Annotated in this window: 13 protein-coding genes; 3 read left to right on the forward strand and 10 right to left on the reverse strand. The window is 45.9% G+C overall.

The window, feature by feature from the left end:
- Positions 1–53: 53 nt before the first annotated feature.
- Complete coding sequence (locus BCV39_RS05100; RefSeq protein ID WP_102433245.1) at positions 54–1,235, reverse strand: hemolysin family protein; 1,182 nt, start codon at positions 1,233–1,235, stop codon at positions 54–56.
- Positions 1,236–1,505: 270 nt separating this feature from the next.
- Here BCV39_RS05100 and hupA point away from each other — a divergent pair, with 270 nt between their 5' ends.
- Together hupA and BCV39_RS05110 are read left to right on the forward strand one after the other, a co-directional pair.
- Positions 1,506–1,778: a nucleoid-associated protein HU-alpha gene (gene hupA / locus BCV39_RS05105; RefSeq protein ID WP_004729753.1), complete on the forward strand. Its 273-nt coding sequence runs from the start codon at positions 1,506–1,508 to the stop codon at positions 1,776–1,778.
- 47 nt (positions 1,779–1,825) lie between these two features.
- Positions 1,826–2,524: a DUF1481 domain-containing protein gene (locus BCV39_RS05110; protein WP_048659209.1), complete on the forward strand. Its 699-nt coding sequence runs from the start codon at positions 1,826–1,828 to the stop codon at positions 2,522–2,524.
- A 182-nt stretch (positions 2,525–2,706) separates the two neighbouring features.
- Here the strand turns inward: BCV39_RS05110 and purD are convergent, their stop codons facing one another.
- Both purD and purH read right to left on the reverse strand, forming a co-directional pair.
- Positions 2,707–3,996, reverse strand: a complete 1,290-nt coding sequence (purD, locus tag BCV39_RS05115; RefSeq protein WP_048612396.1) for a phosphoribosylamine--glycine ligase — start codon at positions 3,994–3,996, stop codon at positions 2,707–2,709.
- Positions 3,997–4,278: 282 nt separating this feature from the next.
- The gene (purH, locus tag BCV39_RS05120) at positions 4,279–5,889 is read right to left on the reverse strand and encodes a bifunctional phosphoribosylaminoimidazolecarboxamide formyltransferase/IMP cyclohydrolase (RefSeq protein WP_102433244.1); all 1,611 of its coding nucleotides are present in this window, start codon (positions 5,887–5,889) and stop codon (positions 4,279–4,281) included.
- A gap of 325 nt (positions 5,890–6,214) precedes the next feature.
- On the opposite strand from purH, the gene zntR reads away from it, so the two are divergent.
- Positions 6,215–6,655: a Zn(2+)-responsive transcriptional regulator gene (gene zntR, locus BCV39_RS05125; protein WP_048659207.1), complete on the forward strand. Its 441-nt coding sequence runs from the start codon at positions 6,215–6,217 to the stop codon at positions 6,653–6,655.
- Positions 6,656–6,744: 89 nt separating this feature from the next.
- Here the strand turns inward: zntR and fis are convergent, their stop codons facing one another.
- From fis to acs, 7 genes are all read right to left on the reverse strand, one after another.
- Entirely contained in the window at positions 6,745–7,041 is a 297-nt protein-coding gene (gene fis / locus BCV39_RS05130; protein ID WP_004729744.1) for a DNA-binding transcriptional regulator Fis, read from the reverse strand.
- Positions 7,042–7,064: 23 nt separating this feature from the next.
- Entirely contained in the window at positions 7,065–8,033 is a 969-nt protein-coding gene (dusB, locus tag BCV39_RS05135) for a tRNA dihydrouridine synthase DusB (RefSeq protein ID WP_032546269.1), read from the reverse strand.
- 140 nt (positions 8,034–8,173) lie between these two features.
- Complete coding sequence (prmA, locus tag BCV39_RS05140) at positions 8,174–9,061, reverse strand: 50S ribosomal protein L11 methyltransferase (RefSeq protein ID WP_009844690.1); 888 nt, start codon at positions 9,059–9,061, stop codon at positions 8,174–8,176.
- A 170-nt stretch (positions 9,062–9,231) separates the two neighbouring features.
- A complete protein-coding gene (accC, locus tag BCV39_RS05145) occupies positions 9,232–10,575 on the reverse strand; it encodes an acetyl-CoA carboxylase biotin carboxylase subunit (RefSeq protein ID WP_017062706.1) in 1,344 nt (447 codons plus the stop codon).
- Positions 10,576–10,590: 15 nt separating this feature from the next.
- Entirely contained in the window at positions 10,591–11,046 is a 456-nt protein-coding gene (gene accB, locus BCV39_RS05150) for an acetyl-CoA carboxylase biotin carboxyl carrier protein (protein WP_048659206.1), read from the reverse strand.
- A 74-nt stretch (positions 11,047–11,120) separates the two neighbouring features.
- Positions 11,121–11,570 carry a type II 3-dehydroquinate dehydratase gene (gene aroQ, locus BCV39_RS05155; protein WP_010435475.1) on the reverse strand — a complete coding sequence of 150 codons (450 nt, stop codon included), beginning with the start codon at positions 11,568–11,570 and terminating at the stop codon, positions 11,121–11,123.
- Between the two features lie 322 nt (positions 11,571–11,892).
- The gene (gene acs / locus BCV39_RS05160; protein ID WP_009844693.1) at positions 11,893–13,842 is read right to left on the reverse strand and encodes an acetate--CoA ligase; all 1,950 of its coding nucleotides are present in this window, start codon (positions 13,840–13,842) and stop codon (positions 11,893–11,895) included.
- Positions 13,843–13,886: the final 44 nt, after the last annotated feature.

A 13,886-nucleotide genomic window follows, 5' to 3' on the forward strand; every position in this document is an offset into this window, starting at 1 on the left:
AAACAAAGGCTCCCTAGGGAGCCTTTATTGTATCTGACGATATCAAATTTAGATTAAGCGTCTTTTTTGTCTTCGTTCTGCGCTTTGTCTTTTGATGCCTTATCTTTTGATGCGTCGTCGTCATCCGCTGATGTTGAATCTGAGGAATCGTTGTCTGCTGGAGTTTCTTCCTCTAGCTCGTCCTCGTCATCGCGGTTTTCGATAACACCGTGTGTCTCTTTCCACTTTTCCCAGCGTTGGAACGCCAGTTCTTGCATGTCAGTCGTCTTATCCGCTTCGTCGACAATCTCTTCACCCACTAGGTGTTCAAAGATATCTTCTAGGGTGATGATGCCCTGAATGGTGCCGTACTCGTCCACAACTAAAGACAGTTGCAGGCGGTTTGCCATCATCTGGTCAAAGGCCTTAGCCAAGCCCATGTTGTTCAGCAACACGTGGATAGGGCGCATTACCTCACCCAGAGCTTTCTCACCACAACCGGCTTGCTGCAATCTAAACAGCTCTAAGCGGTGAACAAAACCGATGATGTTGTCACTCTGCTCGCTGTAAACCAGCGGGCGTGAGAATGGCGTATCTTTATGTTGTTCTAGGAAGGTATTCACACTCATTTCCGCATCAACACGGAATACCACTGGGCGCGGCGTCATTACCTGAGTCACGGGTACATCTTGAATACCCAGTAGGTTGCTCAGGATTTTTGATTCGCCTTCTGCAAACTCGCCGCTCTCTTTTGCCAAAATCGCCATTGCAGATAGTTCATCACGCATTTTGGGTGCTTGGTGGCCACGAGCAAGACGTTTGGTGATCTGTTCTGAGAACCATACAAACGGTGTTAGGAAGAACACCATCCAACGCAGCACACTTGCTGAAGTAGGAGCAAGTTGACGCCAGTAGGTTGCACCAATGGTTTTTGGAACAATCTCAGACAGTACCAAAATACCTAGCGTTAGCACGGCAGAGAAGACACCTAACCATTGGCTACCAAAAACGACAGCCGCTTGTGCACCTGCTGTCGCAGCACCGATAGTATGCGCGATGGTGTTGAGCGTTAAAATTGACGCAAGCGGGCGGTCAATATCTGTTTTCAGTTTGTCTAAAGACTCTGCTGCAGGGTGCCCATTTTGTTTTAGTTGAGCAATGTAGCTCGGACTAATACTCAAAAGTACAGCTTCCAAAACAGAACAAATGAAAGAAACTCCAATAGCAATGGAGACGTAAATAGTTAGCAGCAGCATGTTTGCCCTTAAATTAAATTGTACGCTTTAGCAGCGATTCAGCGTGGATTATAGTGAAAAAGTAGTGGCTAGGTCATCATTAATTTTGCTCTCAGCCCCTTTTAAACAAGGGCTTGCTTAATAAAATCAGTAACAAATTGTGAGTTATTACTCATATTATGGCTAAAACTACGGCATTAGAGCTAAAGATCGACGACAAACCTTTGCCAGATGGGGCATTTATGTTTTAGAGTGAATTGAATTCAAAAATACAAAGAAGGGAAACCTAAAATGAACAAGACTCAATTAATCGACTTTATTGCTGAAAAAGCGGACCTTTCTAAAGCACAAGCTAAAGCTGCTCTAGAAGCGACTCTTGGCGGTGTTACAGATGCTCTTAAAGATGGCGATCAAGTTCAGCTAATTGGTTTTGGTACTTTTAAAGTAAACCACCGTGCAGCTCGCACTGGTCGTAACCCAAAAACTGGTGATGAGATCCAAATCGCTGCTGCAAATGTTCCAGCATTTGTTGCAGGTAAAGCGCTGAAAGATTCAGTGAAATAATCTAAACTGTACCGAGGTAGTCGTATTCCACCTCGGTACAGGTTTTTATGAAAAAAGCATTTCTTCTCGTTTCACTATTATCTACATTTCTTATTGGCTGTTCTTCAACAAGCCCTCGCAAAAACCTAGAGCAATTTGAAACTCACACCGGCGGCCAAGTCATGGGCGACGCGACAAGTTTTTACTGGGTTACAAACAAGCTAACACAACCTCATACTTCAGCTGACTACGTCACTGTAGGCGATTACGGCTGGTACCAAACTGACTATGCTTGGTCAGAAAGTGTGCTTCGTGAATTCATTCGTGAAGGCGAGCAGCGTAACTCTTCTAATAAGCTGGTTCCTTATCGTGTCCATGTGCGTTTCAATAAGTCGGGCGAAGCTGTGTATCAACAGTATCGTATCGACAGCAAAATCTTACCTATCCAAGCTAAGCAGCTTGAAAACTACCAGAAAGAAGCTAAATCGGTTCTAGAGACTACGATGAAGCAGAATGACGAAGGGCTAAGATTGGTTCAGGGTTACTGGGATGGCAGCTCTTTTAAGACGTGCGCTGGTGGTGAATTTGATCGCATTGAATTTAACCAGACTTTACCAAGCTTCGTGATCGACCGATTGGCATCTGTGGAAAGCTATGCGGCGTTTCTTGGCAGTGATTCACTGGGTAAGATGAGCGTGAAAGAGTTACTGATGCTGGCTGAAGACAGCCATGATTGTGTCGTTAGGCCATCATTGTTGAAAGAATAGCTAACAATCAAAGGTTTGAGAGTATTTGGCCTACTGTAGGCCAAGTGCTAATTTGTCTGTACAGGCGCAGATTCCTAGAAAGATTGAGTAATAAAAAAGGCGCCTATCGAGGCGCCTTTTGCTGTTATTCGCTTACTGCTATTTGCTTACTGTTATGGAAAGTAAGCGAGTAACAAAATTGATTACTGCTCTTGCTCGCGCGCAATCGCACGGTAACCAATGTCATTGCGGTGGAACATACCATTCCAGCTAACTTGCTTCGTCAACGCGTAAGCACGCTCTTGAGCTTCAGAAACCGTGTTACCCAGTGCCGTTGCACAAAGTACACGACCACCGTTTGTCACCACGTCGCCAGCTTCGTTATTTGTCGTACCTGCGTGGAAAACCTTTTGGCCTTCAACTTCGCTTGTTGGTAGTGAAATTACGTCACCTTTTGCGTAGTCAGCAGGGTAACCGCCAGCCGCAAGAACAACACCGATAGAAGCGCGTGGATCCCACTTCGATTCTGCTTCGTCTAGTTTCTCGTCGATAGCCATTAGGCAAAGCTCAACAAGGTCTGACTCCATACGCATCATGATAGGTTGCGTTTCTGGATCGCCGAAGCGGCAGTTGTATTCGATAACCTTAGGTGTGCCGTCAGCATCGATCATTAGGCCAGCGTAAAGGAAACCAGTGTAAGGTGCGCCCTCTGCGTCCATACCACGTACCGTTGGGTAGATAACTTCCTCAAGGATACGGTTGTGGATTTCAGGCGTCACAACTGGAGCAGGAGAGTAAGCACCCATACCGCCAGTATTAGGACCAGTGTCTTTGTCGCCAACACGTTTGTGATCTTGGCTGGTGGCCATAGGAAGCACGCTAGAACCGTCAACCATTACGATGAAGCTTGCTTCTTCGCCTTCAAGGAACTCTTCGATAACCACGCGGCTGCCAGCTTCGCCAAATGCGTTGCCCGCTAGCATGTCTTTGATTGCGTCTTCAGCTTCTTCAAGTGTCATCGCAACGATAACGCCTTTACCTGCTGCAAGACCGTCAGCTTTTACTACGATTGGCGCGCCTTGCTCACGTACGTAAGCGATAGCCGGCTCAATCTCAGTGAAGTTCGCGTAGTAACCCGTTGGGATGTCATGACGAGCTAGGAAATCTTTAGTGAATGCTTTCGAACCTTCAAGCTGTGCTGCCGCTTGAGTTGGACCAAAGATAGGCAGACCCACTTCGCGGAATGCGTCAACCACACCAATAACTAATGGCGCTTCAGGGCCAACGATAGTCAGTTCGATTTTTTTCTCTTGAGCAAACGCCACTAAACCAGCGATGTCTTCAACACCGATGTTTACGTTCTCAAGTTTCGGCTCAAGTGCAGTACCTGCGTTACCTGGAGCAATGAATACCGTTTCAACGTTTGGGTTTTGTGCCGCTTTCCAACCTAGTGCATGCTCACGACCGCCGGCACCAATAATCAATACATTCATGTTTTAAAATCCTTATAGCTGCTTCAGAGCCTTTATTTCTGAGTCAAACATGCTCACTTATAGTCATAAGCTCCGCGTGTTTTCCTTGAACTAAAGTCACTGACTTGCTCTACGTATTTCAAATATCGGAATATTTAAAAAACAAAATTATAAATTCTGCTCAAAGTAGTTGGTGATGTGGCTAGGCAGCAATTGAGCCCATCCCCGGTCACATAGCCCGCTATGTGACCGGGGTGGACGAAAGCAGCTAACGACGCCACAGTGCCAAATACGAAGAGGAAATTAGTGGCGGAAGTGACGCATGCCAGTAAAGATCATCGCCATGCCGTGTTCGTCTGCTGCTGCGATAACTTCGTCATCACGCATAGAGCCGCCCGGTTGGATAACACACTTGATGCCAGCTTCTGCTGCCGCGTCGATACCGTCACGGAATGGGAAGAACGCATCTGATGCCATTACACAACCTTCAACCTGTAGACCTTCGTCAGCAGCTTTGATGCCTGCAATTTTCGCAGAATAAACGCGGCTCATTTGGCCAGCGCCAACACCAATTGTCATGTCGCCTTTCGAGTAAACGATAGCGTTAGATTTAACGTATTTCGCTACTTTCCAGCAGAATAGAGCATCTTTCAATTCTTCAGCTGTTGGTTGACGCTTAGAAACCACTTTCAGGTCATCTTCAGACACCATGCCTTGATCGCGGTCTTGAACTAGCAAGCCACCGTTAACGCGTTTAACGTCAAAGCCAGTCGTCTTAGTTGTCCACTCACCACACTCAAGTAGACGAAGGTTTTTCTTAGCCGCTACGATTTCTACTGCCTCAGCAGAAACTGATGGTGCAATGATAACTTCAACGAATTGACGCTCAGTGATAGCCGTTGCTGTTGCTGCGTCTAGTTCACGGTTGAAAGCGATGATGCCGCCAAATGCAGACGTTGGGTCTGTTTTGAATGCACGGTCGTAAGCTTCTAGGATGTCTTCACCTAGTGCAACACCACATGGGTTAGCGTGCTTAACGATCACACATGCTGGCTGGTCGAACTCTTTCACACACTCAAGTGCTGCGTCGGTGTCAGCGATGTTGTTGTAAGAAAGGGCTTTACCTTGAATTTGGCGAGCAGTAGAAACAGATGCTTCTTCAGGGTTCGCTTCAACATAGAATGCAGCAGCTTGGTGGCTGTTCTCACCGTAGCGCATGTCTTGTTTTTTCTCGAACTGTTGGTTGAACGTGCGAGGGAATTTAGACTCTTCGTCAGCCTTCTTTCCTTCTTCATCAAGTAGAGAGGCACCGTAAGATGGAACCATAGTGCCGAAGTAGTTAGCGATCATGCCGTCGTAAGAAGCGGTGTGCTCGAATGCCGCGATAGCTAGGTCGAAGCGAGTCTCTAGCGTTAGAGATTTCTCGTTCGCGTCCATTTCAGCCACAACGCGCTCGTAGTCGTGTGCGTTAACAACGATAGTGACGTCTTTGTGGTTTTTCGCTGCAGAGCGAACCATTGTTGGACCACCGATGTCGATGTTTTCAACAGCGTCAGCAAGGGTACAACCTTCTTTAGCAACGGTTTCTGCGAATGGGTATAGGTTTACAACAACCATATCGATAGGGTTGATACCGTGAGTTTCCATCACGTCATCATCTTGACCACGACGGCCTAGAACACCACCATGAACTTTTGGGTGCAGAGTCTTAACACGGCCATCCATCATTTCTGGGAAACCAGTGTAGTCAGATACTTCTGTAACAGAGATGCCTTTTTCAGCAAGCAGGCGAGCAGTGCCACCGGTAGATAGGATATCTACACCACGGTTAGCAAGAGCTTGTGCAAATTCAACGATACCAGTTTTGTCTGATACGCTGATTAGAGCGCGGCGAATTGGACGAGCGTTATTCATGCTTCCATCTTCCTCAAATTCATGGGGTTAAAATAAAGATATTTGCCAAAAAAGAACTTGTTTCTATCTTCTTAGCGTGGATTATCTTAGATACCAGTAAGAGATAAAATATTGGCCAGTTTTGGTAAAGACCTTTTGGGTTAGTCTTATGATTAAGCTATAAGATAACCAACTCCAAATTTGATGGCGCAGATTCTAACTAATTTATTACAAAAAAGCTCGCGCAATCGTTTGGCATCTCAAAATTAATTATGAAAAGTGCCATTTCAGCCTGAAAAGTAACGATAAGGTTAATTGTGGAATGGACGAAACAGTAGGAAAAAACATGTTTCAGATCGGTGAATTAGCGAAACGATGCGGTGTAACAGCCGATACCTTGCGATTTTATGAGAAGAATAACCTGATCGCGCCAGCCAGTCGCAGTGAGTCGGGTTATCGCTTATATGATGAAAATAACCAAAAGCAGGTGACGTTTATTCTCAAATCTAAAGAGTTAGGGCTGAGTTTAGATGAAATCAAAGAATTGCTTGAGATTCGTCTCGAGGCCACACAGCACAGTTGCGCCGAAGTGAAGTCGATTACCTCAGCAAAACTAGAGATGATTGATGAGAAGATTACCGAGTTAACTAAGATTCGCACCGCACTTAAAAAGATTAATGATGCGTGTTGTGGCCACGTGGACGACGATGCAAGCCATTGTTCTATTCTGGCAGCCTTGGATTCAGCAAACGTCGACAAAGGGCGCTGTTGTCGCACTGGAGAGTAATCAGCTACCTATCACGGTTCGACAAGCCAAAAAAAAGCCAAACTCAAAAATGAGCTTGGCTTTCAATTCAATAAATTACGAAAGAACGATTAGTTCATGCCGTATTTTTTAAGTTTCTTGCGAAGAGTACCGCGGTTAATACCCATCATGGTTGCTGCGCGAGTTTGGTTACCGCGAGTGTACTGCATGATAGTGTCTAGTAGTGGCTGTTCAACTTCAGCTAATACTAATTCGTATAACTCGCTGACTTCTTGACCGTTTAATTGAGCAAGGTAATTTTTCAATGATGCTTTAACTGAGTCACGTAGTGGCTTCTGCGTGATTTGGTCTTGTGATGTAACTGTAGTTACTGTCAATGCTTCTGAAGTCAGATTTTGTTCGAACATATTCGGTCTAGCTCTTCTCGTAATTATGGTGCAACGTTATCAAAAAAACCTTCTAGCGCTTCAAGCTGCAGATCACCTGCTTCGAATGCGTTGAAGGTACGGCGAAACTCACTCGCTTGTTCATGTTCTTTTAGATACCAACCCACATGCTTACGAGCGATGCGAGGGCCTAAAAACTCTCCATAAAATTCATGTAGAGCGTGCACATGACCAAGCATGATGTCTTTCACTTCCGAAATCGGGAGTGGGTCCATCGTGGTGCCGTTTTCCAAATAGTGTAGGATTTCGTTAAAAATCCAAGGACGTCCTTGGGCAGGTCGACCTATCATTAAAGCATCAGCGCCGGTGTACTCCAGCACAAACTTCGCTTTTTCCGGACTATCGATATCACCGTTAGCGATAACCGGAATAGATACTGCTTGTTTCGCTGCTTTAATGTGTTTGTATTCTGCCTCACCTTTGTACATACAAGCGCGAGTTCTTCCATGGAGCGCAAGAGCTTGTATGCCGCAGTCTTCGGCTATTTTCGCGATTTGGACACAGTTTCTATTGTCTGTATCCCAGCCTGTGCGCGTTTTCAACGTTACTGGAACGTCGACAGCATTTACCACCGCCTTCAGAATGTCTTCAATGAGTTCTGGATGCTGCAGTAGGGCTGAGCCCGCAAGCTTTTTATTCACTTTTTTAGCTGGACAACCCATGTTGATATCGATGATTTGCGCACCGTTATCGACATTAAATTGAGCAGCCTCGGCCATAAGCTGCGGATCTGCACCAGCGATTTGTACTGAACGAATGCCCGATTCGCCTTCATGTACCATACGCTGCTGAGACTTTGACGTTTTCCAAACTTTCGGATTGGAGGACATCATTTCACTGACTGCCATCCCCGCACCGTAGCGAAGACACAACTCACGGAATGGTCTATCCGTTACGCCAGCCATAGGAGCGACGATTAGATTGTTCTTAAGTTGATAATTTCCGATTTTCAAAAATGTCATCACAGTTCTGTACCAGCAAGGGCGCGCATTTTACGCATTTTTTCGCTGCGTGAAAAGACTAATATTTGAGCATTTACAATTTGTTTTTGTAATTTGTTTAAATTTCAGTCAATTAGCGCCCAAAGTCTTGTCTAGCCTTGCTTGCGACCTGAGATTCGGCACCATTCTTGTTGTTCAATGATCGGATCAATGTGAAGCTCATCACGATAATAAGTCGCCACATCTTCCGCTTGTGTATCTAAAACACCCGACATCGCAAGCACACCATTTGGCTTAACTAGGCCTTTGATGATGCCAGAAAGGTCGCGTAATGGACCTGCAAGAATGTTGGCAACAACAACGTCAGCCAGCAAACCTTCCGGTTGATCTTGTGGTAAGAACACTTCGAGTTGTTCAGCAACGCCATTGCGTTGTGCGTTGTCTTTTGATGCAAGCAGAGCTTGAGGATCAATATCGATCCCGATAACTTTTGCCGCGCCTAGTTTGATCGCCGCGATCGCTAGGATGCCTGAGCCACAACCGAAGTCGATTACGGTTTTGCCTGTCAGGTCTAAGCCTTCAAGCCACTCAAGACACAGTGCCGTTGTCGGGTGAGTACCGGTACCAAATGCAAGGCCTGGGTCTAGCATTACGTTGACAGCGTCAGGTTCAGGGATATCGCGCCAGCTAGGGCAGATCCATAAACGCTCACCAAACTTCATTGGGTGGAAGTTGTCCATCCATTCACGTTCCCAATCCTTGTCTTCAATTTGCTCTACTTTATGAGCAAAGTCTGCAGGGAACATGTTACTTGCTTTAATCTGCGCTAGAACGACACCAGTATCAGTCTCAGCGTCGTAAAGCGCGAGAATGTCAGTATCACCCCAAAGGCGAGTTTCGCCCGGCAGAGGCTCAAATACAGGGGTATCTTGTGCATCCAGGAAAGTTACAGAAAGAGCACCAGTCTCTTCCATTAACATGTCGCCGATTTGTTCGGCATTTTCATTGGTAGCATTAAGCTTGATTTGAATCCAAGGCATGGCTGCATCTTCTATATGAGAAAAATTGGATGGCGAGTCTAGCAGAAAATATGAGCAAATTCACCAAAACCCCACGGAATATAATGGGGATTAAAGATTGAGTTTTTCGGCGGCTCAAAAACAAAAATGCTCACCGAAGTGAGCATTTTGACTGTTCTTAAACGAACGGATTATGACAAACCAAGTTTCTTCTCAAGGTAGTGGATGTTTGCACCACCGTGTTGGAAGTTTTCGTCGTTCATAATAGACAGTTGAAGCTCAGTATTAACGTTAATACCTTCAACAATCATTTCACCCAATGCGTTCTTCATACGAGCGATAGCCACATCACGGTTCTCACCGTAAGTGATCAGCTTACCAATCATTGAATCGTAGTGTGGTGGCACTGTGTAACCAGTGTAGATGTGAGATTCCCAACGTACGCCCATGCCGCCTGGTGCGTGGAAACGTTCAATCTTACCTGGTGAAGGTAGGAAACGAACTGGATCTTCAGCATTGATACGACATTCGATTGAGTGGCCGCGCAGCTTAATATCATCCTGAGTGAATGATAGAGGCTGACCAGCTGCAATACGTAGCTGTTCTTTCACTAGGTCGATACCCGTTACCATTTCAGTAATCGTGTGCTCAACCTGAATACGAGTGTTCATTTCGATGAAGTAGAACTCACCGTTCTCGTATAGGAATTCAAATGTACCTGCACCGCGGTAACCGATCTCAATACATGCACGTGTACAGCGTTCGCCGATGTACTTACGCATCTCTTCAGTGATACCTGGAGCTGGCGCTTCTTCCACAACTTTCTGGTGACGACGCTGCATTGAACAGTCACGCTCACCTAGGTGGATAGCATTACCTTGGCCATCTGCAAGCACTTGTACTTCAATGTGACGTGGGTTTTCTAGGAATTTCTCCATGTAAACCATGTCGTTGTTGAAACATGCTTTTGCTTCAGCGCGAGTCATCGCGATAGCTTCTGTTAGCTCTGCTTCAGAACGAACAACACGCATACCACGACCGCCGCCGCCGCCAGATGCCTTGATGATTACTGGGAAGCCAATACGCTTAGCGTGCGCTTTGTTTTTCGCTTCGTCGTCATCAAGAGGACCGTCAGAACCTGGTACACAAGGTACGCCAGCTTTCTTCATTGACGTGATAGCTGACACTTTGTCACCCATCATGCGAATGGTTTCAGCTTTAGGGCCAACGAAGATAAAGCCACTGCGTTCTACCTGTTCTGCGAAGTCTGCATTTTCAGATAGGAAGCCGTAGCCAGGGTGAACTGCTACTGCACCTGTAACTTCAGCTGCGCTGATGATACGAGGGATGTTTAGGTAGCTATCGATACCACGAGCTGGACCGATACAAATGGTTTCGTCTGCAAGTAGTACGTGCTTAAGATCACGGTCAGCAGTTGAGTGAACCGCTACCGTTTTAATGCCAAGCTCTTTACATGCACGCAGAATACGTAGTGCAATCTCACCACGGTTCGCGATTACTAATTTATCTAACATAATGAGTGCTCTCTATTATTCGATAATTACTAGAGCTTGGTCGAATTCTACTGGTTGACCGTCTTCAACTAGGATAGCTGTTACAACACCAGATTTATCAGCTTCGATTTGGTTCATCATTTTCATTGCTTCAACGATACATAGAGTTTCGCCAGCAGTTACAGATTGACCAACTTTAACGAATGGTTTTGCGTCTGGGCTTGGAGCGCCGTAGAAAGTACCAACCATTGGAGAAAGAACTTGGTGGCCCGCTGGAACTGCAGGTGCCGCTGCTTCTGCTGCTACAGGTGCCGCCGCAGGAGCTGCTGCCGCTGCTACAGGAGCTGGAGCTGCTGCATATTGAACAGGTGCTACAGGTGCAGTGCTGTTACGACTGATTCGTACTGACTCTTCACCTTCAGAGATTTCTAGCTCAGAAATACCAGACTCTTCAACCAATTCGATTAGCTTTTTGATTTTGCGAATATCCATTGTTTCTTTCTCTTTATCTGTTAATTGAACTTACTCTTTGACTGAGTAGGTTAGTAATAGTTCGTTGTTTATGTTTACTTTGAGTTGAGCTTGCTGAGCGCAGCGGTCAAAGCAAATTGATAACCTTGGGCACCTAAGCCACAAATCACACCTTCTGCTTTATCAGATAGGTAAGAGTGGTGACGGAATGGCTCACGTGCGTGAACATTCGATAGATGGACCTCAATAAATGGGATTGCAACGCCAAGTAGTGCATCACGCAGTGCCACACTGGTATGTGTAAAGGCTGCTGGGTTGATAATAATAAAATCAACATTTTGATAAGCACTATGGATCGCTTCAATCAGTTCATACTCGCGATTTGACTGTAAGTGAGATAGCTCAACATCGTGTGCTTTCGCTTGCTCGGTCAGTGAGCTAATAATCTGGTCAAGTGTTTGAGAACCGTAGTGTGCAGGCTCTCTAAGGCCTAACAGGTTAAGGTTTGGGCCATTTAAAACTAGAATGCGAAACTTTGTAGACATCGTGGGGCTATCTTCCTTTATCGTGTTTACGAACGTGAATGTTGCCATTTTATTGAAAATTTGGGGTTAATTTCCAGTGAGAAAAACCCAAATTTAAAAATTAGAACCAGATTATAGCTAATTCAGCGCAAATCGCAGCAATTTACTGGTCTAATCTCCTATTGATACAGCGTGGAATTGTTACCAACTTAACAAAAAAGCGTCATAGCCTTAATTTTGTCGAGGATATTTGAGATCAAGATCAGCCATAAAAAAACCGCCACATAGGTGACGGTTTAGGTAAGGTCTGTTTTAAACAGTAATTCAGGGTGTAACGGGTTGCTTATGCCAGTTCTGCTTTCTCAGCAATCAGCTTATCAACCACGCTTGGGTCGGCTAGTGTTGAGGTATCACCTAGGTTACCTGTATCTCCGGTAGCAATCTTACGTAGGATACGACGCATGATTTTACCTGAACGAGTTTTTGGCAGAGAGTCAGTCCAGTGCAGTACATCTGGCGTTGCAATTGGTCCAATTTCTTTACGTACCCAGTCTTTCACCTCTTTATGAAGCTCTGCGGTTGGGAACTCACCATCGTTCAGCGTGATGTAAGCGTAAATTGCTTGGCCTTTAATATCATGAGGGATACCGACAATCGCAGCCTCTGCAATCTTATCGAACGCTACTAGAGCAGATTCAATCTCAGCAGTACCCATACGGTGACCAGAGACGTTAAGTACGTCATCGACACGACCAGTAATCCAGTAGTAACCGTCTTCATCGCGACGAGCGCCGTCACTGGTGAAGTACATGCCCTTAAATGTAGAGAAGTAAGTCTGTTCGAAGCGGTCATGATCGCCATGAACGGTACGCATTTGGCCTGGCCAAGAGTCTAGAATGACTAGGTTGCCGTCTGTTGCACCCTCAATGATATTACCCATGTTATCAACTAACGCAGGTTGCACACCAAAGAATGGACGCGTCGCTGAACCTGGCTTTAGATCGGTTGCGCCCGGTAGCGGTGCGATTAAGATGCCGCCCGTTTCTGTTTGCCACCAAGTATCGACAATTGGAGACTGTTCGTTACCAATCGTTTTGTAGTACCACTCCCAAGCTTCAGGGTTAATAGGTTCGCCTACTGAGCCCATGATTCTTAGGCTGTCACGAGATGTGCCTTCAACGGCTTCATTGCCTTTCGCCATCAATGCACGAATCGCAGTTGGTGCTGTGTAAAGAATATTCACTTGGTGCTTATCGACCACTTCACTCATACGGCTTGTGTTCGGGTAGTTTGGCACGCCTTCAAACAAAATAGTTTTTGCACCATTAGCTAGTGGCCCGTAAACAAGGTATGTGTGACCCGTAATCCAGCCCACATCGGCTGTACACCAGAAAGTCTCGCCTTCTTGGTAATCGAACACGTATTTAAATGTCATCGCTGCATAAACAAGGTAACCACCTGTGGTGTGCATAACACCTTTAGGTTTACCCGTTGAGCCTGATGTATAAAGGATGAAGAGTGGATCTTCTGCGTTCATCTCTTCTGGTGGGCAATCTGCCGATACGTTTGCAATAGCATCATGCCACCACACATCACGGTGTTCATGCCAAGCCACATCACCGCCAGTACGCTTGAATACTACAACCTTCTCGATGTTCTTCACTTCAGGGTTGGTCAGAGCTTCATCGACGTTTTTCTTCAGTGGAACCGCACGGCCGCCACGCACGCCTTCATCGGCAGTGATAACGACTTTAGAGTTTGAATCGATAATACGACCAGACAGTGCTTCTGGTGAGAAACCACCAAATACTACCGTGTGAACCGCACCGATACGGGTACATGCCAGCATTGCTACTGCCGCTTCTGGCACCATTGGCATGTATAAACAAACCACATCACCTTTGCGTACGCCTTGCTCTTTTAGAGCATTCGAAAACAGGCACACTTCTTTGTGCAGTTCATTAAAAGTTAGAGTTTTATCATCTGCCGGGTCATCGCCTTCCCAGATGATAGCGACTTCATCACCGCGTTCAGCAAGGTGGCGGTCGATACAGTTAGCCGAAACGTTAAGCGTGCCATCTTCAAACCAGCGGATGTCGATGTGGCCAGGGTCGAAAGAGGTGTTTTTTACCTGTGTGAAAGGCTTGATCCAATCAACGATTTTTCCGTGTTCACCCCAAAAGCCTTCAGGGTCAGAAACAGATTGCTGGTACATGGCTAGGTAAGTGTCATTATCCGCGTGTGTGGTTGATTTAATATTTTCTTTTACCGGATAAACGTGGGCTTCACTCATTGCATCTCTCCTTGTGCCTACATTCCTAATGAACTGGCAACTTC

The sequence above is a fragment of the Vibrio sp. 10N.286.55.E10 genome, assembly GCF_002872555.1.
Taxonomy (GTDB): Bacteria; Pseudomonadota; Gammaproteobacteria; order Enterobacterales; family Vibrionaceae; genus Vibrio; species Vibrio crassostreae.